This window comes from Vreelandella massiliensis (assembly GCF_900155385.1).
GTDB classification, from domain to species: Bacteria; Pseudomonadota; Gammaproteobacteria; order Pseudomonadales; family Halomonadaceae; genus Vreelandella; species Vreelandella massiliensis.
Genome location: NZ_LT699744.1, coordinates 60333 through 84913, shown reverse-complemented (window position 1 = coordinate 84913; position 24581 = coordinate 60333). Strand labels below are relative to the sequence as shown.

Below are 24581 nucleotides of genomic sequence, written 5' to 3'. Positions count from 1 at the left end.
CAATTTAACGTAAAATAAGCACCGGAATATGACTATTGCGCAGCATTTCGGTCGTCGTACTGCCCACCAGCAGGTGACGAATGCGCGAGTGCCCATAGGCCCCCATCACGATCATGTCGATGCCGTTCTCTTTTTCGTAGGCGTGAAGCGTGGCTTCCACCTCTCCCGCGCGAATCGCGCCCTCGGCGCTGTGCCCGGCGTCGCGCAGCGTCGCAAGCGCCCACTCCAGCTGCGAGCGATTTTCCCCTGTCTCCGCGCCTATAATCACCACGTGGCAGGCAATCCCTTGAAATAGCGGACTTTTAGCCAGCATTTCAATACCTTTCCGCGCAGTTTTACTGCCATCAAACGCCATCATCACTTTTTCCGGCGTTTTAAACGCAGCGCCCGGCACCATCAGAATCGGCCGGTGCATCTCACGCACTACCCGCTCAAGGTTTGAGCCCAAGTGGCCACTGGCGTGTTCGGCTGTCTCGCCCCGCTTGCCAACCACCAAAAGGCGAACGTCTTTCTCAAGCTCCACCAGGCTTTCCACCAGCGTGCCATTACGCTGACGCGTGACGGGCTCCGCCACGCCATCGTCAATCGCGCGCTGCTTGGCGGCTTCGAGCATTAGCTTGCCTTGCTCGCGGTTGATTTTGGCGCGCTGCTCATCGAGCTCGGAGAGCTCTTTCATCAGCTTTTCCCGCGCGCCGAGGCGTAAATTGCCCGATAGGTTGGCGTCTTCGGCGGTTTGTGGATGGTTATCCACCACGTGCACGAACGTCAGCGGCGCATCCAGCGCAAGGCTCGCCCACGCGGCGTAGTCGCACACATTCTCGGAAAACCGCGAACCATCGATCGCGGCCATTACGTGATCACTCATCCTTCTCTCCTTGTCTGACGCGTTTTTAGTGGCCGCCCATGAGTTTTTCCACGGCTTCGGGGTCGTCGTGTACCGCGTAGCGGTCAACGATGGTCGCGGTGGCTTCGTTCAGGCCGATCAACTCGACTTCAGTGCCTTCACGGCGGAACTTGATCACCACGCGATCCAGCGCCTGAACGGCGGTGATGTCCCAGAAGTGCGCGCGGGAGAGGTTGATGGTGACTTTATCGATGCTCTCTTTAAAATCGAAGGCGGCGCTAAAGCGCTCGGAAGAGGCAAAGAAGACCTGACCAACGATCTGGTATTCACGCTCGACGCCCGGCTCCACTTCTTTTGAGCCGATGTAGAGAATGTTGCCCACTTTGTTGGCGAAGTTCATCGCCGCGAGTAGCACACCGACAAACACCCCGATCGCCAGGTTGTGGGTGCTAACGGTGACGATCACAGTGACCACCATGACCATATTGGTGCTCATGGGGTGCTTTTTCAGATCGCGAATCGACTCCCAGCTAAAGGTACCGATCGAGACCATGATCATCACCGCCACCAGTGCGGCCATGGGGATCTGCGAGACCCAGTCGGAAAGAAATACCACCATGATCAGCAGTACCACACCGGCGATCAAGGTCGAGAGCCGACGACGACCGCCCGATTTAATATTGATCACCGACTGACCAATCATGGCACAACCCGCCATGCCGCCAATCAAGCCCGCGCCGATATTGGCAACCCCCTGGCCTTTACACTCACGATTTTTGTCGCTTTTGGTGTCGGTGAGATCATCCACGATGGTGGCGGTCATCATCGACTCCAAAAGCCCCACCACCGCCAGCATTAGCGAATAGGGCAGGATAATCATCAGCGTTTCGAGGTTCAGCGGCACATCGGGCCACAAGAAGATGGGCAGGCTATCGGGCAGCTCGCCCATATCGCCCACGCTTCTGATCTCCATTCCCGTCACCATATACACGGCGGTGAGCACCACAATGCACACCAGCGGCGAGGGAATCGACTTGCCCACCGCCGGCAGGTAGGGGAAGCCGTAAATAATCGCCAGGCCCGCCAGCGTCATGGCGTAGACGTGCCAGGTTACGCCGGTGAGTTCGGGCAGCTGCGCCATGAAGATCAAAATCGCCAGCGCGTTAACGAAACCGGTGACCACCGAGCGCGACACAAAGCGCATCAGATCCGCCAGGCGCAAATAGCCGGCGATAATCTGAAATACCCCGGTGAGAAGCGTCGCGGCGAGCAAATACTGCAAGCCATGCTCTTTCACCAGCGTCACCATCAACAACGCCATGGCGCCGGTCGCGGCAGAAATCATGCCCGAGCGACCGCCGGCGAACGCGATAATCACACAGATGGCAAAGGAGGCGTAGAGACCGACTTTGGGGTCAACGCCGGCAATAATCGAGAAGGCAATCGCCTCGGGAATCAACGCCAGCGCGACGACGATGCCCGAGAGCGTGTCGCCCTTCAGGTTGGAGAGCCAGGAGAGTTTGAATTTTTCGTACATGCAAGGGTCCAGGGTTGGGAGTGAAAACAAACGACTCAAATGACAGCGCACGCGGGCGCGCTGAGTCGCACGAAAACATCAATAAAAAAAGAGAACCGCGGAGGCGGAGGTAACGCAGGCTGTGCGGGTCAGCCACACAAGGGTGCCATGCCGCCGTGACAGCGTCGTGGACGCCGGGCGGTCATAAGCGATAGACAGGATACCTAGGGCGGAGTCATCAGCCCTGAGAGAGTGTTCGATGTCGTGAGAGGAGTCGACATGGAGGTGATCTGCGCCTGTGCGTGGTTAACGCTGTTTTAAGGACGATTTTTAAGGGCGGCGCACCATTGCCGCGCAACAAAGGCGCAAGATTTTAGCAGTAAATTACCCCGCCTGCACCCTGCTGCGCTGCCGCATCTCCCGCTCGCGCTCATAAAGCCCCTTCACCAGCAGGGTGCCGATCACGATGGCCCCGCCCAAAAGCCCGATGGGCGCGGGCTGCTCACCGAGTATCCACCACACCCAGAGCGTGCCCACCACCACTTCGAGAAGCATCAAAAGGCCCACGTCGGCCGCGGGCAGATAGAGCGGGCCGCGCTGGATCAGCGTAAACCCCAGCGGCAAAAGGCCTATGCACAACAGCAAAAGCCATGCCCAGCTCGCCGGAGACGGCACGATTAACCGCGCGCCAAAGCCACTGACAACGAACGCCACCGTGGCCACGATCAGCCCGGCGAGCGTGAGCATCGGGCTCATATCCACCCCGGGGCGCGTGCGACACAACGTGAAATTAGCCGCCAGTGACGTCGCGGCCAGCAGCGCAAAGGCGTTGCCCACCCAAGAGCCCGCGCCCGCGTCGTCCAGCACGATCAGGGAGGTGCCAAAGAGGCAGAGAAAGATCGCCACCCAGGTACGGCGTGGCAGCCGTTCATGAAGGAAAAGCCGCGAGAGCGCGGCGGCAATTAGCGGCGCGCCGGCCAGAATCATCAGCACGTTGCCGCCTTTGGTGTACTGATTGCCAAGCACGAAACCAAAGGTGGAGAAGCTGAACAGCACGGCAACGCCGATGCCGGTCCAGCCACAGCGACGGTAAGCGCCCACAAAGCCACGACCCTGGCGCAGTGCCACGATCAGCATAAAGCCCAGCGCGGTCAGCAGGCCCCGCCATAGCAGAATATCCGTATCCGGCAGGCCAATCAGCTTAATCAGCAGCGCATCGGGGGAGATAATCAGCGCCCCGCCAGCAGTCATCAAAAGCCCCTGCTGACGAAGCGCCTTGCCGTCGACTTGGGCGTTAATCACGCTGGCCTGGTTCACGCGCTGTCTTTATCGGTGTCGTCTTTATTGCCGTTATCCGCGTTTTTTGCCGGCGTGTTTTTGGCTTTCATATCCTTGAACGCTTCCATAATGTCCATGGGCAGCGGGAAGACAATGGTAGAGGCATTTTTGGTGCTCATATCGCTCATGGTCTGCAGATAGCGCAGCTGCAGCGCGGCGGAGTTCTCCTGCATCACGTTGGCTGCCTCGACCAGTTTTTTCGAGGCTTGCAGTTCACCTTCGGCGTGGATCACCTTGGCGCGGCGTTCGCGCTCGGCCTCAGCCTGGCGGGCAATGGCACGAATCATGCTTTCATCCAGGTCCACGTGTTTGATCTCGACGTTGGCGACCTTGATCCCCCACGCTTCGGTCTGCGTATCGAGAATTTCCTGAATATCGTCGTTGAGCTTGTCGCGCTCGGAGAGCATTTCGTCCAGGTCGTGTTTGCCCAGCACCGAGCGCAGGGTGGTTTGCGCCAGCTGACTGGTGGCCTGGCTGAAGTCCTCCACCTGAATAATGGCCTTTTCCGGGTCAACCACGCGGAAGTAGAGCACGGCGTTGACCTTCACCGTGACGTTATCCTGGGAGATCACATCCTGCTCGGGCACATCCATGGTAATCGTACGCAGATCCACCACGTCCATTTTTTGAATGCCGGGAATAATGATAAACAGCCCCGGCCCTTTTACCGACTGATAGCGACCCAGGAAAAACACCACGCCGCGCTTGTACTCAGGCAGGATGCGAATCGAGGCGGCGATCAGCAACACCACCAAAACAACCGGGACAAGATAAGAAATCAGCATCGGGCACCTCTATGTCGTCATTGAAGATTCGTCATTGAAAATACGTAGCCGTTGGCAAATAAACAGCAGCGGCCGGCTACTTCTCCGGCGTCACGTGTAGCGTAAGACCTTCAACTCTCTCCACTTTTAGCGTATCGCCCTTTTTCACCGGGGCATCAGAAACGGCATTCCAGCGCTCACCGTGCAACCGCACATGGCCTTTGCCGTCGCTCTTTCCGCCAAAGTCCTCCAGCGCCACGGCCTCTGCCCCCTTCAGCTCCTCGGAACCGGTGTGCGCGGGTTGCTGCCGCAGGTTCATAAAGCGCGTGAGCGTCCACAGCATCACTCCGCCCGCAAGCAGCGCCACACCGCCGATCAGCGGCAAGGAAATCGCCAAGTACTCGCTATCCATCAGCATCACCGAACCGAACACAAAAGCGGCGATACCGCCGACGCCAAGCACACCGAAGCTCGGCATCAACGCCTCGCCCACCATTAACGCAAGCCCCACCACAATCAGCGCAAGCCCCGCGTAGTTGATCGGCAGCACCTGAAACGCATACAGCGCCAGCAGTAGCGAAATCACGCCGATCGTGCCGGGAAACAGGCTACCGGGGTTAGAGAGTTCAAACACCAGCCCGTAAAAGCCGATGATCATTAAAAAGTAGGCGATATTGGGATTGGTGATCAATGAGAGTACCTGGGTGCGCCAATCCGGGTCGAAGCGCTCAATGCGCAAATCCGCCGTATTGAGCGTGCGCTCGCCATGCGCCATTACCACCGTCCTGCCGTCCATCTGGGTCAGCAGGTCATCAATATCGCGGGCGACGATATCGATCACATTCTCCTCCAGCGCATTTGAAGCGGTAAGATTCACTGCCTCGCGCACCGCGTTTTCGGCCCAATCGGCGTTGCGACCGTGGCGCTCGGCCAAGCTGCGGATAAAGCTGACCGCGTCCTCCATCACCTTGCGCTCCATGGCGCTGCCGCTTGGCTGCGTTTCGGTGCCGTTATCACTCGTCTCATCCGGCGCGGCCTCGTCGCTATCGCCGGTGCCGGGCAAACCGCCGCCGCCCATCTGTACCGGCGTGGCGGAACCTAAATGGGTCGCCGGCGCCATCGCCGCGACGTGGCTGCCGTAGAGCAAATAGGTGCCTGCACTCGCCGCTCGCGCGCCGCTGGGGGAGACATAAAACGCCACGGGAGTATCGGCGTTGAGCATTGCCAGAATCATATCGCGGGTGGTTTCGACCAGCCCACCGGGGGTGTCGAGAGTGACAATCACCACTTCGCTGCCCTGTTCTCGTGCGGTGCGCAAACCGCGCTCAAAGTAGTCTTTAGAGGCAGGGCCGATGGTCCCTTCCAGGGTCATCACTAGCGCGCTTTCATCGCGACTGGAGGCGCTTTCTTGGGCCACGGCGTGCCAGGCGAGCAGCAGCGTGCCTAGTAGCAAACAGCAAAGCGCGGAGCATTGGATAAACCTTCGCCATCGTGGTGTGGGCATGCGCACTCCTTTTTCAAGCTCACTTTCAGGCTAGCAGGTTCCGATTTTTTTAGTGAACTACTCGGGGCTAAAGCCACCGAACTTCAAGGTCGTGTCAGGCTACTGAACTGCGTAGCAAGTCACTTCCTATCTTTGTTGACGTGTCGACGGATGCGCAGGCAGGATTTTCCCAACAGCGTCTTATCTCCGTAGCCAGTTGCCCGAAGGCTCCTGGGGCGCCCAATACTGGATTTCGGAGTGACCCGTTGTCCAGCAACTCTGTCCCAGAGTGTAGAAGTAAATCGATAGCATGCTGTTTAATGACAAAGGCCGCGTTCACGTCAGCGTGAGCTTCGTGACCACACCCCTTGCACTTGAACTCCGACCGGCTCAGCCTGCTTTCGGCGTGCGTGTGGCCGCATGCAGCACACGTCTGACTGGTATATTCCGGGGGAATGAGGAGTAGTGGCTTGTTATGCCGATACATTTTATTCGCCAGAACCGTCCTGATACGGCCTGGGCTGATATCCAGCATTGAGCGATTCAGCGCCGCCTTGGCCGAGCGATTGTTTCTCAGCCACTTTCCTGTCTTGGGGCACTGCTTGGCCTTGGCACGGCGCGTCATGTTTTTGGTCTTCAGCGCTTCCATAGCCAGCACATGGCAATTATTGGCCAAGGCATGCGTTGACTTCTGAATGAAGTCTTCTCGGCAGTCAGTCTCTTTCTTCTTTAGGCGACCAATTTGCCTCTTGGTCTTTACTCGCTGCTTACTGCCTAGCGCCTGACGCGCCATCTTCCGCTGCTTTCGCTTGATCTTCTTGGTGCGATTTTTCTTCTTCTGCTTCTCTCGCTCACTAAAGAAGAATGTTGCCCGCGTTGACTGAATCGGTACTTCCACGCCGATATCGATAGCGTCGACCATCGCATACAGCTCTTCAATGGATGCGCCCTTGAGCCATTCAATATGCTCAGGCAGCTCCAGCGGCACAGGCTGATTTCTCGTCACAGGATCTTCGTAGCTGAACGACACCGTCCATATACCATTCTTTACCTTGATCCAGATCGATTTCGGTTTGGCTGGCGGGTTGCGGTACCAGCCTAGCTTCAGTTCGCCAAGATCGAATTTCTTCTTTCCTTCGCAAATGAACAGACGGTAAACGCCGCCTTCCTTGCGAATATCGAAGAGCTCCTGGGTGAGCCAGATGTAATTGCCGGTGGCGCGACTCTTGCGCTTAGGTGGTCGGCTTAATCCCTTAAGAAACCGCTGATAAGAACGATGCCAGATCGTGGCACTGTTGCGCAGGATCTGTGACGGGCAATCCTTGAGCCAGGGGGTCAATTCCGTCTTGTACTGGCGGTAGGTCTTGTCATGGGCAGGATAATGGCCTGCCGGAAGATAGGCTTTGGCGAACCTGTATTGGTAAAAGGCATCATCACACTTCCCGTTATAGATCACCCGAGCGCACCCGACCCATTGAGCCAAGCGCTGAGCCTGCTCAGGTGTGGGATAAGCGCGATAGCGGATGCCAGTGAGCATGTGAAGCCTTTTCTGTGTAAATATACATACTTCTAGTAAGTGACCGATGGCATGTCAAATAATTGTCTGCCTTCATTTTTGCGACCTTCCCTGGGCCGCTCCGGCTTGACTCGGAGCTAAAGCACCCGAGGTTGCGCCGGGATTGGCTCAACGCATTGCTCATGAATAACGGCTTAACCACGCATCAGCACTTTTTCCTACGGCCTTCGCAGGGTGACGTTTCGGCGCGCGTTGGCGTACCATTCGCGCACATGACAAAACCCATCTGCCCACGCTGATCCGGCTACCCCCGCCGATCGACTTATCCTTACCGACATCCGCCGCTATCAACATTTGCCGCTATTAAATAAAAGGAGTACGACATGAGCCAGTCTATTGCAGTGATCAAAGGTGATGGCATCGGCCCCGAAATCATGGAGGCCACGCTGCGCGTTCTTGACGCGCTAGACTGCGGTTTGGAGTACCACTTTATCGACGCCGGCCTCACCGCGCTGGAAAAACACGGCACGCTGATCCCGCAAGAATCGCTCGATACCATTGAAAAGCTCGGCATCGCACTAAAAGGGCCGCTCACCACGCCGATTGGTAAAGGCTTTTCGTCGATCAACGTGCAGCTGCGCCGCCATTTCGACCTCTACGCCAACGTGCGCCCGGCGGTAAGCTTCCCCGGTACCCGGTCGCGCTATGACGACATCGACATGATCACCGTGCGCGAAAACACCGAAGGCGCCTACCTCTCCGATGGGCAGGAGTTTGTCGACGGCGGCGACACCGGGCTTTCGGTGATCAAGGTCACCCGCAAGGGCTCCGAGCGCATAGTGCGCTACGCCTTTGAGCTGGCAAAAAACAACGGCCGCAAGAAAGTCACCGCCGTGCATAAGGCCAATATCATCAAGACAAGCTCCGGGCTCTTTTTGGATGTGGCGCGAGAGATCGCCAAAGAGTACCCCGAGATCGAATTCCAAGAGATGATCGTGGATAACGCTTGCATGCAGCTGGTGATGAACCCTCATCAGTTTGATGTCGTCGTCACCACTAACCTTTTCGGCGATATCCTCTCTGACCTATGCGCCGGTCTTGTGGGCGGGCTGGGCCTGGCGCCGGGGGCCAATATCGGTGAGAACGCCGCCATCTTTGAAGCGGTGCACGGCTCCGCCCCGGATATCGCGGGGAAAAAGCTCGCCAACCCCTGCGCGCTGCTGCTCGCTGCCGCCCAGATGCTGGATCATTTGGGCATGAACGGCAAAGGCACCACCATCCGCCAGGGCATTCGCGACGTGCTACAGCGCCACCGCGACAGGGTGACGCCGGACATGGGCGGCAGCGGCACCACCGATACCTTCGCCGATGCGCTGGTCGAACAGGTAAAAAGCGCGTCGTAAAGCTATCGTTGTAAAAGCTATTGTCGTAAAAGCTATCGCTGTAAAAGCATCAGGAGAACCGCATGGCCTTGATCACCTCGCTACTGGATGTCGCGCTCACCGCGGCTCCCTGGCTTCTGCTGGGTCTACTGGCGGCGGGCCTGATCAAGGCGCTGGTGGATGAACGTTACTTGACGCGCTGGCTAGGCGGCAACTCGCTGGCGGGCGTGGCGCGGGGAGCGGTATTGGGCGTGCCGCTACCGCTCTGCTCCTGCGGGGCGATCCCCACGGCGCTGACGCTGTATCGCCAAGGCGCCGGTCGCGGCCCCACCACGGCGTTTATGATCGGTACGCCCGGCGTGGGCGTTGACTCGCTGGCCATCACCTATGCCCTGCTCGGGCCGTTTATGCTGTTGGCGCGGCTAGGCGGCACGGTGGTGGTTGCCATCGCCACGGGCATTGGCGTGGCGACAAAACAGCCCGAACCCGCGCCCGAACCCACCTCAAAAGGAAGCTGCGGCGGGTGTTGTGATAGCGATTGTGCTCCGTCAGCGCCCGAGTCTTCCGCTCCTCTGGGTGCGCGTCTACGCGAGGGGATCCATTACGCCTTCACCGACGTGCTCGACGATATCAGCCTGTGGCTGGGGATCGGCCTGCTGCTCGCCGGCGTATTGACGACCCTAGTACCAGCCACGGCGCTATCGGCCTATGGCAGCGGTTTGGGCGCCATGCTGTTGATGTCGGTGATTGGCATTCCGCTGTACATCTGCGCCACCGCCGCCACGCCGATTGCCGCCGGGTTGATACTCGCCGGCGTTTCACCCGGCACGGCGCTGGTGTTTCTGATCGCGGGGCCGGTCACGAGTGTCGCCACCTTAGGCATCGTGCGACGCGAATTCGGCGCGCCCATGCTGGTACGCTACCTGGGAGGGATTTTGGCCAGCGCGGTGCTGGTGGGGTTGGCCGTCGATGGCGCGATCGACTTTTTTGGCGTCAACGTCATCGCTCAAGTCGAGAGTGTCGATGAGCTTCTGCCGCGATGGCTTGAAGCCGCCGCGCTTTTGGTGCTCGTGGGGCTGGCGGTCAAGCCACTGCGCCGTCAGTTAGCCGGCATGCTCCCCAACGCCGCTTGAACTCGGCTAAGCCCCCAGCCATACGTCCAAAAACAGCATGATCACCAGCCCCATCGCCAGGCCAAAGGTGGCTTTTTTCTGGTGCCCGCTGCGGTGGGATTCGGGAATAATCTCGTGGCTGATCACGTACAGCATGGCGCCAGCGGAGAACGCCAGCCCCCAGGGCAAAAGCGCCTGGGAAACGTTGACCACGCTCGCCCCGAGCAACCCGCCTACCGGCTCAATGAGTCCGGTTAGCGCCGCAATGCTCCAAGAACGCCACTTCGAATAGCCTTCACCCATGAGCGCGACCGCCACCGCCAAGCCTTCAGGCATGTTCTGCAAGCCGATACCGATGGCAAGCGGCATACCGCCGGAGATGCCGTTGGCGCCAAAGCCCACGCCGACCGCCAGCCCCTCGGGGAAGTTATGAATCGCAATGGCGAACACAAACAGCCACACCCGACGCAGTGAGGCGGCCTCGGGACCCTCGCGCCCTTGCTGAAAGTGCTCGTGAGGCAGGCGCTCGTTAAGCAGCGCGATCGCCCCCATCCCCACCAAAATAGCGATACACGCGATTGCCGCGGGCACCGCCCCGCCGGCGTAATACTCTTCCGCGGCGTCCAATGCCGGAATAATCAGCGAGAAAAACGACGCCGCGAGCATTACCCCGGCGGCAAAGCCTAACGCGAGGTCGCGAAAGCCGCGATCGGGGGTTTTACCCAGCAGCACCGGCACAGCGCCTACGGCGGTCAGTGACCCCGCAATGAGACTGCCGAGAAACCCCACTACTACCGTGTTTTCCATGTGCGTGTGTATTTCCCTGTGCGTTGCTGGCTTGTGGGGATAAAAAGTGGACGTACAACCCTAATCGCCCCCGGCGATATACGCGGAGGATCAAGGATGACAGACGCAAAGACAAGCGCCCACCAGAGGTGGGCGCATTTTAGGGGGAGTAGACAGAGCGGCGCAATCCACCCTGGACACATTAGACACCAAAACGCATATCCTTATGCCTGACGTCGGACTTGTTAGTTCAGCAGCTCCTTCACCTGTTTGATGCCTTCGCGGGCAAGCTGCACAGGGCGCGAATCGCTGACCGTCCAGGCGGCCATGGAGCCGTCGTACATGGCGATGTTGTCGAACCCGGCGACTTCGCTCAGCACAAACCAGTCGGTGGCGGCCCAGTGCCCGGTGTTGCAGAAAGCAATCGTGCGCTCCTTGCTGTCCAGTTCAGCGGCGTTGATACGCGATTGCAGACCGTCAACATCCAGGTAGTAAGCCCCGTTTTGAGCGTTTAAGTGCGAGTGGTGCGGCAGGTTGCGCGCACCGGGGATGGTGCCGGCCACTCGCGCAGCGGGCGACTGATTTTCACCGGCGAAATAGTCGGCGGGGCGTGCGTCCACCAGTTGGGCTTGGCTCTCACGTGCGGCTTCCACCGCTTCGGTCGAGGCAATCAGCTCTTCGCGCAGCGTGGCGTCGAACGCGGCCTCGCGGTAGTCCTGCGGCTCACCGCTTGCCACCTCAAAGCCCTGCTGCTGCCAGCCGGCAAAACCGCCGTTCAAGATGGCAACATCGTCGTGCCCCAGGGTCTTGAACGTCCAGTAAACCCGCGCCGCGCTGCCGAAGTCGGTCGGCCCGGTGCCGGCGGGCACGATAACCACATCGCTCTCGTTATCGATGCCTAAACCGCCGATCAGCGCTTCCAGCTCGCTCACCGCGGGCATCATACCCGCGACGCTGTCGCGGGTTTCGCGCCAGCCCGCCTCGGTGTAGCTGGAGTAGCGGCTACCGGGAATGCGCGCCTCACGAAAGCTCTCGGCGTCGCCGCCGTTATCGATCGACGAGCGAACGTCAAGAATCACCAAGTCGTCTTGACCGCGATGCGCGTTAAGCCACTCGGCATCCACCAGCGGTGTCAAATCAGCGGCAAGCGCCTGGGTCGAAAGCCCTAGCGCGCCTATCAAGCCAAACAGTAAGCGGGACATAAAACCTCCAAAGGGGTCAGGGGAAAACAGGTCTATCACGGGTTAGCCACTTCCATCGCGCGTTCACCTAGGGCTTAGCAAAGGATAAAAGTGCCGACGCATCATCGGATCGGCCTCTGCTTGCCAACGTGGCAAAAAAACGATCGGTCCTTTAATATGATATTGAGCTATATAAAAACATTATTGAAATGAATTTTTAGAATAAACGTATAGACAGATGTCATCTTTCACCTCGCACCGGCCGACTTTTCTTAACGCGACTTTTTACCTCGCGTATTTTTTTCTGCTATGGATGTAAGTAATCGCGCGGCTTTGCCACCCAACCCCATACGACCCGTTTAAGGAGCCTGTAGATGAGTGCGTCCACCCCGACATCGCCACGATTTTGGTTAAGTGGCCAACGCCACGCCGAACAGGATCACTTTTTTCGCCAGGCGCTAGAGGATCAAGGCTGGCAAGAAGGCGATGATCAGCACTGGCAGGCGGCCTGGGTCACGGGCATGCCGCCCAAGGCGGCGTTTCGCCTTACCTCGCCTGAACGGCGGATGAACCACATCCCGGGCAACGCGGCGCTGACGGTCAAAAGCCGCCTGCACGAGAGTTTAAGCGCCCTGCGCGCGCGGGTAGCGCGCCACTTCGGCGCCGAGCACCCCCACACCCAGCGGCTCGATTTTTTTCCGCGCGCCTACGAAATGCCCCACGACTACCCGGCACTGGTGGAAGACGCCGAAGCGCACCCGGAGAAGCGCTGGATTTTAAAACCCACCAACGCCTCCAAGGGCCAGGGCGTGCGCGTACTGCGCGACCCGCAGGCGGCGCCGCTTTCTCCCAACTGGCTGGTGCAAGAGTACATCGGCAACCCGCATACCATTCGCGGCCACAAATACGTGCTGCGCCTCTATATGCTCATCGCCGGCATTGACCCGCTGCGGATTTACCTCTACCGCCAGGGCTTTGCCAAGCTGGCGTCGGCGCCGTGGGACCCGGACGACGTCGATAACGTCTACAGCCAGCTCACCAACCCCGATATCAACGCGCGTAATCAAGAAGCGGAAGTGCCGGTGGAGTTTATCGACCTAGATCGCTACCGCACCTGGCTGCGCGAGCAGGGTCACGACGACGAAGCGCTGTTTGCCCAGCTTGACGACCTTGCCGCGCTCACCGCCCTTTCCGGCGTGGAGGCGATGCGTGCAAGAAGCCGCGAGGCAGGCGCCGACCCGCGCGGCTGCTATGAGCTCATCGGCCTTGACTGCCTGGTGGATGACACGCTCAAACCGTGGATTCTGGAGTGCAACCTGAGCCCTTCGCTTGGCGTTTGCGCCGCGCCCGAACACGGCGGTGTGGTCGAGGCGCGCGTCAAAGAGAGTTTAGTGCGCGATACCCTCGCCCTCACCGGGCATGGCACTGCTGCCCCGGAAACCTTCGATGCCGAGGCCTTGGCCGCCGAGCGCGACCGCGCCGGTGGCTTTGCCCCGCTCTATCCCTCGTCGGATGGCCGCTTCATGCCCTTTATCGGGCTGCCGAGCCTTTCCGACTACCGTTTGCGCGCAACCGACGAGCCGCCCGCCCTTGCCTTTCAGGCGCACAACGTCAGCGAGTTGATCGAGGATGAACGGCTGGCGCTCTACCACCACGACAGCGGGCATTACTATCAACTCAACGACAGCGCCGCGCTGATCTGGCTGCTGATCAGCGAAGGCGAATCGGTCGAGGCGATTCTTGCGCATTTGCAGGCCGCCAGCGGCCCTGGGGTGACACGCACACAGCTCGAAAACGACCTATGGGCCACGCTACAGCCGTGGTGGCAAAGCGGATTGCTCGCCCCGATGGATCGCATCGACACCGCGCTTGAGCCCCCAACGCCCAAACGCGACATCCCCACTACCTGGCGCGGCGCGTTACATTTTGACGACCGCGTCTGGCCGCTAACCGCGCCTAGTGGCCCGGTGGCTGACAGGCTTACCGCCTCGCTCGCCGCGCTGTTATCCCGCGCGCATGGGTCGGCTAGCGAAGAGACACTGCATATTCTCGAAAGTGCCAGCGGTTACTGCCTGACGAATGACACCCGGGTGATTCGCTCGCGCCTGCACGTCGATGATGTGCTGCCGGCCTTGGCGCAATATTGCCTGGGGCAGACCACCCGTCCGGGGCATCTCGTGCTCGACGTCACTTTATTAAGCCAAGGTAACCAGCACATCGTCTGCCTTCTCCCCACGCGGGAAGCTTCAAGCGCGCTTGCCACGCTCAACGCCGTCGCCGCCACCCACGGGCTAAGCCTCTCGCGCGGCGCCCGACTGGCACTCGATACCCCCGATGTATTGGCGCCGCTCAACTTACCCGTCGCCGCTACAGAAGACAGCCTGGGCACGCCGACACACGCTGTGCCAGGGCGCTGTGGCGGGCTTTTATGGCTTGATGCCGACACCACGGAGACAACAGACGCGCCACTCGCGGCACTTGACGTACTCGGGCAACTGCTACCCTTTTCCTTGGAAGAGCAAAATCGCTTAAGCCCTGAGGCGCTCACAGCGTTGCAGCATCTTAGCCAAAGCGCCGTTAGCGCTCGCTTTGCGCTTACCGAGTTTGATGCCATCGGGCAGTGGCTCAGCCAAACGTCACTTTTACCCTCTTCCCGCGCTGCTGTTTAGCAGCTGGAAGTCGCGCCTTAGGGCGCATCTGATCTACTAAGGATTAACACCGAGGAGAAGCACCATGTCACAACACGAAGCAAAGCGCCGTTTACTCAGCCGCTTAAGCCGCCAGTTCGGCTACACCGCACCCGCGCTTGCCTTAGTGGCAAGCGGGGTCGCGTTTCAAGCCCATGCCGACGAGCCCACGGAAGGATTCACCGACATGCAAGACGCGCCAATGATGCTCGCCGAAGCCCACCAAGCCGAAGGTGAAGGGGAAGCTGAGGGTGAAGGCGAAGGCGAGGGAGAAGGCGAAGGCGAAGGCGAGGGAGAAGGCAGCCCTGAAGCTGGCTAAGCCACCGGCTCACCCCTCGATGCGGAGAATTAGTGCAACCGCCGCGCCGGTGCCTGCACCGGCGCCGTTTAGTAAGGAGGCAATACGTTATGTCGGCACCATCCAGCCTACTGCTCATCGACGAGAATCAGCGTGTGCTTGCCCAGCTTGAAGGGCTTTTGAAGCGCGTCGACCCCAAGGCGTATCAGCGCCTGTTAGGCGCCCATGCTACTCAGTCACTGGGCAAGCACGTTCGCCATGTGCTTGAGCACTACCAAACCCTGTTGGAGGCCTGCTCCGCATCACCCCTGCAAACCACGCTGGATTATGAGCAGCGCAAACGTGAAACGGTACTCGAAAACGACCCCGCTGAGGCCTTGGCGCGGGTCAAAACCGTGCAGGAAAACCTTGCCTCGCTGACCACCACACCCCCCACCACCCCGCTCACCCTGCACTACCCGGTGGACGACAGTGCGGCGACGTTCCCCACGAGTCTCGGCCGCGAACTGGCCTTTTTAACCAGCCATACCGTTCACCACATGGCTCTTATTAGCCTGCTATGCGAAACCCTGGATATTCCCCTGCCCAAGGCGTTCGGCGTTCACCCCTCGACGCTACGCTACTGGGAGCGGCAGGCAGGTTAATGCGCTAGCGCTTGTTTCTCAGTAGGTAGGCCCGCCGCTTTCCACTCGGGAAAGCCTTCCGCGAAACGCCTAACATGGAAACCGCGTTCGCGCAGCCACATCACGGCTTCATGGGAAAGCGCGCAATAGGGACGCGTGCTGCTGTGCGGCACCTGCATGGATGCCCGTGGCATCACCGAAGAAGAAGTGGTTAAAGGCGCCGAACGTAGCACCATGGACGAACTCGCTGAGCTCACCGAGCAGGCCGACAAAGTGCTGATCTTCTAATCTGTCTTTTCTCACCCCTACTTGTAAGGAACCCGCATGTCCGCCGCCTCTTCCTCATCCCACCCGCGCGAAAAAGCCAACGTTGGCATTCTGGTCGTCAGCCAGACGCTGTTCATGGTCGCCACCATCACGGTCATGACGCTTAGCGGTGTGGTCGGCCAACAGCTTAGCCCCAATCCCGCCTACGCCACCTTGCCGATTGCGATTATGATGCTGGGCACCGTGACCTCGACGCTGCCCGCCTCATTATTTATGAAGCGGGCCGGGCGGCGGCTCGGGTTTATCGTGGGCGCCTCGGTGGGCGGTATTGGCGGCGGGCTTGTGAGCTTGGCGGGCATTGCGGCGGGCTCTTTCTGGCTATTCTGCGTGGGTAACTTGCTGCTCGGGCTCTACCAAGGTTTTGCCATGTACTACCGCTTTGCCGCAGCGGACGTGGCGAGCCCCGATTTTCGTAGCAAAGCGATTTCGCTGGTGATGGCCGGTGGCGTGGTCGCGGCCTTTCTCGGCCCGTGGAATGCCAGCGCCACGCTCGGCTGGGTGCCTGAAGTGCCGTCGGGTGGCCCCTACTTGGTCATCGCGCTGCTCGCGCTTGTCGCGATTGGCCTACTGACTCAGTTAAAGGTTCCGCCCAGCGGCGAGCCGCAGCCGGGCGACGTGGCGCGACCCATGGCGCACATCGCCCCCGGGCGTTTGCCCTTCTCCAGCGAGGTCAGACGCCAGACCACCAACCGCAGCAAACCTTCGTGTACGGCATCGATGTTGTCGCTACGTCCAAGGCACGTCAGCAGCCGCGACAGCGTGGCTTGGGATGGCCGGTCCTGCGTCAATGGCGTCATCCCGCGCGCATCGCTGCAGGCCAGTTGCCAGAGCGGGTCGTGGCGCAGCATGTCGGTATCGCTGAGATCGATCCAGCCCATCGCACGCTGCAGCACGAGGGTGCGCAGCTGGTTGGCCAGCGAATGGCGGACGCGCAGCGGGTTACGTTGGTCGATCAGGTTTTCATCCAGTGCGTCTATGACACCGCTGCTGTCGAGAGCTTCACGCAGCAGCAAGGCGCCGCTATCGCTTGTGGTGCGCTGGCCATCAAGCTCAACGCGAATGGACCCGTTGCAGGACGGAATCCAGGGAGATACGCTTTCACCCATGGCGGATGGTCCTCTGGAATCAGGTTCTTGCCGGAACGTTCTGATTTCTCAAGAGAATACCATCCGTCATCTTCGTTTTCAGGCTGCCCTCATGAATAAGACGGGTTGACAGGGTGGGGCGGAAAAGCGACGCTAGCTTTCCAATGGTGGTAACTAGCAAGGAGAAGCTCCATGCTCGAAGATTGTAAAAATGCCCTGGAGCGCTGGGGTGGGGTGCATACCCTAATAGATCGCTGGCTTGAGCAGCGCAAAGCACTGCTGGTGAGCTTTATTGAGCTCAAAGAGGCGTGCGATGCCGAGCTTGAGGCGGTGAGCAAGGCGCGCATCGACACCTTTAGTGAACTCTTGATGGATTACATCAGCGCGGGCCATTTTGAGGTGTATCCCCAACTGGCCGAAGAAGCCAAAGCCTTCGGTGATGAATCGGCGCTGGTGATCGCGGCGAAACTCCTCGAGCGTTTGGAGATGTCGACCGAAATGACGCTTGAGTTCGATACCGATTTCGCCACGCCCATCCGCTGCCAGCAGAACTTAGCGCGCCTTCCCGCGTGGATTGACCGCTTAGCCAAAGGCTTGACCGAGCGCTTTATGTTGGAAGATCAGCTGATTGCCCGGCTACACGCCGCGCACAGTCCACAGTCAAAAGCTGTCTCACCCGCTTAAGCCCGCCGATTCAGCACTAGCATACACGGCGTGAGGAGTAGGGTGAGCGCCGTGGCGAAGGTGAGGCCGCCGGCAATGGCGCTCGACATCTGCGTCCACCACTGTGCCGAGGGGGCGTTGAACCCCAGTGACGGCGCGAATAGATCCACGTTGATGCCGAGTACCATGGGCATTAGCCCTAATACGGTGGTAATGGCCGTGAGGAGCACCGGGCGCAAACGCAAACAGCCCGCTTCAAGGGCGGCATCGGTGGGCGCCATGCCCTGCTTTCTCAGTTCGTTGTAAGTATCGATCAAGACGATATTGTTGTTCACGACAATACCCGCCAAGGCAATAATCCCCATGCCGACCATCACCACGCCAAATGCTTGACCGGTGACAAGTAGGCCGATCAGCACCCCTGCGGTGGAGAAAATAATCGCCGACAATACCAGCGCCGCTTGGTAAAAGCTGTTGAACTGGGTGACCAAAATCAGCGCCATCAGGCCGATGGCCACGGCAAAAGCGCTGACCAGGAATTGCGTGGCTTCTTGCTGATCTTCCTGCTCGCCGGCGACGTTGATCATAGCTCCCTCGGGAATATTGCCGTCCGCGACCTCCCATAGCGCGTTTAATCGCTCGGTTGCCTGATACCCCGGGGCTAAGTCAGCGTCCACGGTGATCGCCCGGCGACCGTCGATACGGTGCAGCGTGCCCACTTTGGGCGCTGGGGTAATCGCCACAAAGTGCGTGATGGGTACCTGCCCTCGGGGCGTATTGATGGTGAGGCGCTCTAGTTGATTCAACGAGCGTGACCCCTCGGGCAAACGCACGCGAATATCCACTTCGTCACTGACGCCGGCGGGTCGGTAGTCGGCCACCTGCAGCCCCGTAGTGAGTAGCTGTACCGCGCTACCGATCGTTGTCACGTCGGCGCCCATCCGCGCGGCGGCTTCACGGTCGACCTGAATACGCCACTCAACGCCGGTGAGGCTGCGGTTGTCTTGAATATCCTCAAAGCCACCCAGGGCGCGCATCTGCGCTTTAAGGGCATCGACCGTGCGATCGGCAACGTCCGGGTCGCTGGCACTCACCTCTAGCACGATGGGTTTGCCGCCGCCGGGCCCCATCTCTTGCTCACGAAACTCAAGTACCACGCCGGGAATATGGGCGCTGCGTTCGGCCATCTCATCGAGGATCGCACGGGCGGGGCGGCGTTGATGCCAGTCGATAAGCTGAAACTGCAGCACCCCGATGACATCGTTGCCCAGCTGCTCGTTGGGGGTGGCGAAAGAGCGGGCATAGAGTGCTTCGACTTCTCCCATTCCGGTGAAGGCACGCTCAACGCGCTGGACGATGGCATCGGTCTCTTCCACGGAGAAATCCCCCCGGGCGCGCACCAATACCTGAGCGCTATCTGGCTCAACGTTAGGAAAGAAATCCACGCCATGGTTAAAGCGGGCGTAACCGGTATAGACGGCGGCCATTAACAGCACCGCTATTAACAGTACCCAAGCGGGGTGATGCAGTAACCCCGAGAGCAGTGCGCGGTAGCCGCGTCCGGCAGCGGTGGGGGTCACGGTCGCGGACGCCACAGGCGCAGCTTGGGCGCGACGGGTAAAGAGATGGCCCAAGGTCGGCAAAAACAGCAAGGCCATCGCCAGGGAGGCGAGTAGGCAGAGTACCACCGTGGCGGGGAGGTATTTCATGAAATGCCCCACCACACCCGGCCAAAAAAGGAGCGGTAAAAACACCGCCAGCGTGGTTGCCGTGGAGGCAATGACCGGCCAGCTCATGCGGTCGGCGGCATTGAGCCACGCACTGTGCGGGCTTTGTCCTTCGCGCAGGTGGCGATCGGCCAGCTCGCTGACCACGATGGCGCCATCAACCAGCATCCCCGCCACCAGGATTAAGCCAAAGAGCACGACAACGTTGAGCGTGAAGCCCAACGCCCAGATCAGCATGATGCCGGTAAGAAAGGCCCCCGGTATGGTCAGGCCCACGAGCAGTGAGGTCCGCCATCCCATCACGGCCACCACGACAATCAGCACCAAGACCACCGCGGTGAGCACATTGTTGAGAAGCTCAGAGAGCATGTCTTCAACGGTGGTGGATTGATCGAGAATCGTCGTGACATTGAGGGCGTCAGGTAGGTTGTCGCCGGCTTGGTCAACGAGGCTTTCCACTGCATCAATGGTGGCAATGATATTGGCCCCGGCGCGCTTGGAAATCTCCAGCACTACCGCCGGCTCGCCGTCGATGCGTGCATACCCCTGGGGGTTTTTAAAGGTCGGGTGGATCCATGCCACATCGCCAAATGTCACCACGCGATCACCGTCGACTTTGACGGGCATGTTCATCACGTCATTCAGCGATTCGATCAGACCCGGGACTTTTAGCGCGGCGCGACCGGCGCCGGTATCCAGGCTGCCCGCCGCGACCAAGCGGTTGTTGTTGCTCACTAGGCTGAACAGCGCGTCGAAATCGACGCCGTAGCTGTCGATAACCAGCGGATCGACGACGATTTCGAGCAGGTTCTCACGCTCGCCGGCAATGTCGACCTCCAATACATCGGCGATGCCTTCGATCTCTTCTTGCATCCGCCGGGCAACCGCCATGCGCTCACGCACGTCGAGTTGTCCGGAGAGGCCAATGGTCAGCACGGGGAATTCGGATACGTTGACTTCGGTGACCCGGGGTTCGTCCGCCTCGCTAGGCAAGCTACTGCGGGCGATGTCGACCCGCTCGCGCACGTCGGAAAGCGCTTTATCAGGGTCAAACCCGGCGTCAAATTCGAGCGTGATCGCGCTATGGCCTTCGCTAGATTGCGCGGTGAATTTGCGCAAGCCCTCGATGCCGCGCAGCTCCTGCTCCATCGGGCGAATCAGTAACTGCTCGCCATCTTCAGGGCTCACGCCTTCCAAATAGAGCGAGACATAAGCCAGCGGTATGGTGACATCCGGGTTCGCTTCTTTCGGAATCGCCTGCCATGCGGCACCACCTGCCAGAAAAAGCCCCACCAATAGCATGAGGGTGGTGCGTGAATACGTCATGGCGGCATTGATCAGCGCACGCATCAACGCTCTCCCTGTGCATCGCGGGTCGCTTCATCCAAGGCGTCAGCGGCGACGGCATTAACCCGCTGACCCACCTCGGCGAGCCCCGCGCCCAAGGTAATCAGCCGCACCGGGTCAGGGAGTCCGGTGACATAAGCGCGTTCGGTGTCGGCGCTGATCAGCGTGACCGGGGTTTGCAACACTGTGTTGTCGTCATCGAGGTGCTTAACGGACAAGTCGCCTTGCGCAGTGAGGGTCAAGAGCGCGGGCGAAAAAGCGTGGACTTGCTTAGGGGGAAGGGTAACGGTGAATTCGGCGCTGCTGCCGGCTAGGCGCCGCTGCTCGGGGTTATCAAGCGACACCTCTATATAGAAGCTGCGCGTGGCTTCCTCGGCGCGGCTGGCGATGTGGCTAAGCGTGCCCGCGAGCGTAGCGCTGGGCATGGCGCCGCCGAGCAGTCGCGCCGTCACGGGCAAGCCGCTGCTGAGTTGGCCCACTTGCTGTTGCGAGACAAAGGCGGTGCCGGTGAGCGTGCGGTCATCGATAAGGCGCCCCCATGTTTCCCCAGGTTGCAGCAGTTCACCGAGCTCCACATCGAGCCGGTCAAGCGTGCCGCTGAAAGGGGCGGTCGGGCGTGTATCATCCAGCTGGCGCGATAGGTCGGCGACCTCCGCCACGCTGCGGCTGAGAGCCGCTTGCAAGCGCAGATACTCAGGCTGGGAAATCAGTTCGCGACGACGCAAGCTTTCAGCACCGGAAAGCTCCGATTGCGCCAGCGCGATATTGGCGCGCGCTTGTTCCAACTGCTCGGGCAGGGCGTTTTGGTCGAGCACCAGCAAGGTATCACCCGCTTGAACCTGTTCGCCCAAACGCACCGGCTTCTCCTCCACAAAACCGGCCACCTTGGCGCGCAGTTCAACTTCCTGGGCCGCTTCTAGCTGCCCTTGCACTACCAACTGCGGCACATAGGGTTGGCGCGAACGCTCGCTTACTTCGACCCGTATCGTGGCGTCAGCGGCTTCGCTTGCCTCGGGAGGCTCGCTGCGAAAGCGCTGCATATCGCCAAAGGCCATCCACAGCACTAACGCCAGCAGCAGAAGGCTGGCGAGTACATAAGAAAAGGGGAAGGCGTGTTGGAAACGTTGTAAGCGCCGCATGGGGCGAGATTCCTGTCTGTTCTGGTCATTGACTGCGAGCAAGGTACTGCACGCTTCCATAGGCGGATCTAAGCCTGCGCTAAAGGGCTATATAAGTGCAAGCGTCGACGCTCAAAGTGCTACCACTAGTCGCAGGTCTGATTGAGTTTTTGTTGCAGCGCGCATACCATCTTGACGTCTTGAGTTGCGTCGACGATGGCTATCCGCGCTATCAGCGGCATCCTACTCTTGGCTTACTGAATATAGCTAGGCCAATCAACCAAGGAGTTATGATGAAAGATCCCGTACGTATTGCGATTACCGGCGGTGCCGGCCAGATCAGCTACTCTCTTATTTTCCGTATTGCCGCTGGCGACATGCTGGGGCCGGATCAGCCTGTCATTCTCCAGCTGCTGGAAATCCCGCAGGCGATGGATGCCCTGAACGGCGTGGTGATGGAAGTGAACGACTGCGCCTTCCCGCTGGTTCAGGATATCGTCGCAACCGACGACCCTAACGTGGCGTTCAAAGATGCCGATTTCGCCCTGCTGGTCGGTGCGCGTCCGCGCGGCCCGGGCATGGAGCGTAAGGACCTGCTCGAAGCCAACGCCGCGATCTTCTCCGTTCAAGGCAAGGCGCTGAACGATCACGCTAGCCGTGATGTGCGCGTGCTGGTGGTGGGCAACCCGGCCAACACCAACGCTTTGATCGCTTCCTGCAACGCGCCGGATCTCGATGCCGGTCAGTTCACCGCGATGACGCGTCTGGACCATAACCGCGCGCTGACGCAGCTGGCACAGAAAACCGGCAAGCACGTTAACGACGTGGAAGGCATGATCATCTGGGGCAACCACAGCGCGACCCAGTACCCGGATCTCGCCCAGTGCAAAGTCGACGGCAAAGCGGCCTTTGATCTGGTTGAGCGCGACTGGTACGAAAACGACTTCATCCCCACCGTGCAGCAACGCGGCGCGGCGATCATCAAGGCACGCGGTGCGTCCTCCGCTGCCTCTGCCGCTTCTTCGGCCATCGATCACATGCGTGATTGGGCGCTGGGCTGCGACGGTATCGTCAGCATGGCGATCCCGGCTGACGGCAGCTACGGCATCGAAGAGGGCATCATCTACTCTTACCCGGTACGCTGCCAGGGCGGCAAGTACGAAATCGTGCAAGGCTTTGAGCTAGACGATTTCAGCAAAGAAAAAATGCAGGCGACCGAGAAAGAGCTGCGCGAAGAGCGTGCGGCGGTCGAGCACCTGTTGGGCTAAACGGTGCTTTAATAGCTCATGCGTTGAAAACCCCGCTCACGCGGGGTTTTTGCGCTATGGACGTTTTGTGTTTCGGGGGTAGTGAAGGCTTAATCGCGCAAGCTAATAATACGCCATTGGCGTTCTTCGGCGACTTGGCGCAGGGTGTCATCGGGGTCGACGGCCACCGGGTGATCGACTTTTTCCAGCAGTGGAATGTCATTATGCGAATCGCTATAGAACCACGCGCCATCGAGTACGACTTCCTGCTTCTCCAGCCATGCCTCTAAACGCGCCACTTTTCCTTCGCGGTAGCTCGGTACGCCCGTCACTTCACCAGTGTAGTGGCCATCGATAATTTCCGGCTCAACGGCAATTAAGTGATCAATGCCGAGCCGCTCGGCAATCGGCCCGGTAATAAAGCGATTGGTCGCGGTGATAATCAACAGGGTATCGCCCCGGGTGCGATGGCGGGCAATCAGCTCCTCGGCTTTTGGCAGGATGTGCGGCTCAACTTTGCTGGCCATAAATTGCTGGTGCCACGCGGCTAGCTGCTCTGGGGTATTCTCCGCCAGCGGTTTTAAAGCCACCGCGAGAAAAGCGTTAATGTCCAACGTGCCAGCGTTGTAATCGGCCATGAAGCGCTCGTTTGCCTCGCGGTATTCAACCGGGTCGACGGCGCCCTGTTCGAGCAGAAACTCCCCCCAAGCGTGATCGCTGTCGATGGATAGCAAGGTATTATCCAGGTCAAAAATGGCCAGGCTCACAGTACTCCCCTTATCGCATGCTTTTTTTCGTCGTTATCGATGTCGGGGATTATCGCAGAGTCATTTCTCCTTTCCCACCAAATAGCTAGGTTTAACAACTTGATTAAAGCGTGAGTTTTAACGGGATAGCGGCAATTTGAGCGTAAAGTGGAGAATGTATTGATAGGTTTATCGCCCTTGTGGAAAAATGGTCGCAACTGAAAATTTAATAAGGTGACGTCCGTGATCGACGCTGACGGCTTTCGCCCTAACGTTGGTATCATTATTGCCAACGCCCAGGGGCAGCTGCTTTGGGCGCGTCGTGTAGGGCAGAACGCGTGGCAGTTCCCCCAGGGAGGCATCAAAGCAAGCGAAACTCCGCAACAAGCTCTTTTTCGTGAGCTTCACGAAGAAATCGGCCTGACCGCCGAGGATGTTGATATTGTTGCCTGTACCCGGGGCTGGCTGCGCTATCGCCTGCCACGACGCATGATTCGTTCCCACGCGCGGCCGGTATGTATCGGCCAGAAACAGAAATGGTATTTACTGCAGATTCGTTGCCAAGAGAGCCGTATCTGCATGACGGCTACCCCCAAGCCAGAGTTTGATGGCTGGCGCTGGGTGAGCTACTGGTACCCGCTAGGCCAGGTAGTGCCCTTTAAACGCGAAGTCTATCGCCGGGCGCTACGCGAACTCTCCCCTCGTCTCCAGCGTATTGCCCAGGAGGGCGAAGCGTCGCCGTTTCACTCCGTCGCAGCGCCCTCGCGGCCGCCAGGGTGAACTCTCATTTT

General features: G+C 59.5%; 21 protein-coding genes and 2 pseudogenes. 10 read left to right on the top strand and 13 right to left on the bottom strand.

Features of this window, described 5'->3' with window-relative positions; translation table 11 throughout:
* Window positions 1-4: 4 nt before the first annotated feature.
* The 6 genes from BQ9846_RS00375 to BQ9846_RS00350 all read right to left on the bottom strand — a co-directional run bounded on the left by BQ9846_RS00375 (window position 5) and on the right by BQ9846_RS00350 (window position 7482).
* Window positions 5-865 carry a universal stress protein gene (locus BQ9846_RS00375; RefSeq protein ID WP_075878654.1) on the bottom strand — a complete coding sequence of 287 codons (861 nt, stop codon included), beginning with the start codon at window positions 863-865 and terminating at the stop codon, window positions 5-7.
* A 25-nt stretch (window positions 866-890) separates the two neighbouring features.
* Window positions 891-2381: a SulP family inorganic anion transporter gene (locus BQ9846_RS00370; protein ID WP_075878653.1), complete on the bottom strand. Its 1491-nt coding sequence runs from the start codon at window positions 2379-2381 to the stop codon at window positions 891-893.
* Window positions 2382-2744: 363 nt separating this feature from the next.
* Window positions 2745-3611 (bottom strand): DMT family transporter, encoded by an 867-nt coding sequence (locus BQ9846_RS00365; RefSeq protein WP_075879434.1) that lies wholly within the window; start codon window positions 3609-3611, stop codon window positions 2745-2747.
* A gap of 62 nt (window positions 3612-3673) precedes the next feature.
* Complete coding sequence (locus BQ9846_RS00360; protein ID WP_075878652.1) at window positions 3674-4483, bottom strand: slipin family protein; 810 nt, start codon at window positions 4481-4483, stop codon at window positions 3674-3676.
* 76 nt (window positions 4484-4559) lie between these two features.
* The gene (locus tag BQ9846_RS00355; protein WP_075878651.1) at window positions 4560-5966 is read right to left on the bottom strand and encodes an NfeD family protein; all 1407 of its coding nucleotides are present in this window, start codon (window positions 5964-5966) and stop codon (window positions 4560-4562) included.
* Window positions 5967-6060: 94 nt separating this feature from the next.
* Window positions 6061-7482 (bottom strand): RNA-guided endonuclease InsQ/TnpB family protein, encoded by a 1422-nt coding sequence (locus tag BQ9846_RS00350; RefSeq protein WP_075878650.1) that lies wholly within the window; start codon window positions 7480-7482, stop codon window positions 6061-6063.
* A gap of 362 nt (window positions 7483-7844) precedes the next feature.
* Between BQ9846_RS00350 and BQ9846_RS00345 the strand changes: the two genes are divergently transcribed.
* The gene (locus BQ9846_RS00345; protein ID WP_075878649.1) at window positions 7845-8864 is read left to right on the top strand and encodes an isocitrate dehydrogenase; all 1020 of its coding nucleotides are present in this window, start codon (window positions 7845-7847) and stop codon (window positions 8862-8864) included.
* Between the two features lie 62 nt (window positions 8865-8926).
* The gene (locus BQ9846_RS00340; RefSeq protein ID WP_075878648.1) at window positions 8927-9976 is read left to right on the top strand and encodes an SO_0444 family Cu/Zn efflux transporter; all 1050 of its coding nucleotides are present in this window, start codon (window positions 8927-8929) and stop codon (window positions 9974-9976) included.
* Between the two features lie 6 nt (window positions 9977-9982).
* Here the strand turns inward: BQ9846_RS00340 and BQ9846_RS00335 are convergent, their stop codons facing one another.
* A complete protein-coding gene (locus BQ9846_RS00335; RefSeq protein ID WP_075878647.1) occupies window positions 9983-10762 on the bottom strand; it encodes a ZIP family metal transporter in 780 nt (259 codons plus the stop codon).
* 224 nt (window positions 10763-10986) lie between these two features.
* Window positions 10987-11943, bottom strand: a complete 957-nt coding sequence (locus BQ9846_RS00330; protein WP_075878646.1) for a sulfurtransferase — start codon at window positions 11941-11943, stop codon at window positions 10987-10989.
* 353 nt (window positions 11944-12296) lie between these two features.
* Between BQ9846_RS00330 and BQ9846_RS00325 the strand changes: the two genes are divergently transcribed.
* From BQ9846_RS00325 to BQ9846_RS00315, 3 genes are all read left to right on the top strand, one after another.
* Entirely contained in the window at window positions 12297-14591 is a 2295-nt protein-coding gene (locus BQ9846_RS00325; RefSeq protein WP_075878645.1) for a PqqD family peptide modification chaperone, read from the top strand.
* Window positions 14592-14655: 64 nt separating this feature from the next.
* A complete protein-coding gene (locus tag BQ9846_RS00320; protein WP_075878644.1) occupies window positions 14656-14928 on the top strand; it encodes a hypothetical protein in 273 nt (90 codons plus the stop codon).
* An 89-nt stretch (window positions 14929-15017) separates the two neighbouring features.
* Entirely contained in the window at window positions 15018-15551 is a 534-nt protein-coding gene (locus tag BQ9846_RS00315; RefSeq protein WP_075878643.1) for a DinB family protein, read from the top strand.
* Here the strand turns inward: BQ9846_RS00315 and BQ9846_RS16655 are convergent.
* Window positions 15548-15709, bottom strand: coding sequence for a rhodanese-like domain-containing protein (locus tag BQ9846_RS16655; protein WP_159437897.1), 162 nt, complete (start codon window positions 15707-15709; stop codon window positions 15548-15550). The genes BQ9846_RS00315 and BQ9846_RS16655 overlap by 4 nt on opposite strands.
* On the opposite strand from BQ9846_RS16655, the gene BQ9846_RS00310 reads away from it, so the two are divergent.
* Together BQ9846_RS00310 and BQ9846_RS00305 are read left to right on the top strand one after the other, a co-directional pair.
* Entirely contained in the window at window positions 15708-15818 is a 111-nt protein-coding gene (locus BQ9846_RS00310) for a DsrE family protein (protein ID WP_083651435.1), read from the top strand. The genes BQ9846_RS16655 and BQ9846_RS00310 overlap by 2 nt on opposite strands.
* 36 nt (window positions 15819-15854) lie before the next feature.
* Window positions 15855-16469: pseudogene (locus tag BQ9846_RS00305) on the top strand (MFS transporter); the annotation flags it as partial.
* Window positions 16470-16501: 32 nt separating this feature from the next.
* Here the strand turns inward: BQ9846_RS00305 and BQ9846_RS00300 are convergent.
* A pseudogene (locus BQ9846_RS00300) lies at window positions 16502-16963 on the bottom strand (transposase); the annotation flags it as partial.
* Window positions 16964-17134: 171 nt separating this feature from the next.
* Here BQ9846_RS00300 and rsd point away from each other — a divergent pair.
* On the top strand, window positions 17135-17626 hold the full coding sequence (gene rsd / locus BQ9846_RS00295; protein WP_075878642.1) for a sigma D regulator: 492 nt from the start codon (window positions 17135-17137) through the stop codon (window positions 17624-17626).
* Here the strand turns inward: rsd and BQ9846_RS00290 are convergent.
* Entirely contained in the window at window positions 17623-20682 is a 3060-nt protein-coding gene (locus BQ9846_RS00290; protein ID WP_075878641.1) for an efflux RND transporter permease subunit, read from the bottom strand. The two genes, rsd and BQ9846_RS00290, sit on opposite strands and share 4 nt — an antisense overlap.
* Window positions 20682-21818, bottom strand: coding sequence for an efflux RND transporter periplasmic adaptor subunit (locus BQ9846_RS00285; RefSeq protein WP_075878640.1), 1137 nt, complete (start codon window positions 21816-21818; stop codon window positions 20682-20684). The genes BQ9846_RS00290 and BQ9846_RS00285 overlap by 1 nt, the downstream gene beginning before the upstream one ends.
* Before the next feature lie 272 nt (window positions 21819-22090).
* Between BQ9846_RS00285 and BQ9846_RS00280 the strand changes: the two genes are divergently transcribed.
* The gene (locus BQ9846_RS00280) at window positions 22091-23065 is read left to right on the top strand and encodes a malate dehydrogenase (protein WP_075878639.1); all 975 of its coding nucleotides are present in this window, start codon (window positions 22091-22093) and stop codon (window positions 23063-23065) included.
* A gap of 89 nt (window positions 23066-23154) precedes the next feature.
* Here BQ9846_RS00280 and BQ9846_RS00275 read toward each other — a convergent pair whose 3' ends face one another.
* Window positions 23155-23811, bottom strand: a complete 657-nt coding sequence (locus tag BQ9846_RS00275) for a histidinol-phosphatase (protein WP_075878638.1) — start codon at window positions 23809-23811, stop codon at window positions 23155-23157.
* Between the two features lie 222 nt (window positions 23812-24033).
* Here BQ9846_RS00275 and BQ9846_RS00270 point away from each other — a divergent pair, with 222 nt between their 5' ends.
* The gene (locus BQ9846_RS00270; RefSeq protein WP_075878637.1) at window positions 24034-24570 is read left to right on the top strand and encodes an RNA pyrophosphohydrolase; all 537 of its coding nucleotides are present in this window, start codon (window positions 24034-24036) and stop codon (window positions 24568-24570) included.
* Window positions 24571-24581 lie beyond the last annotated feature (11 nt).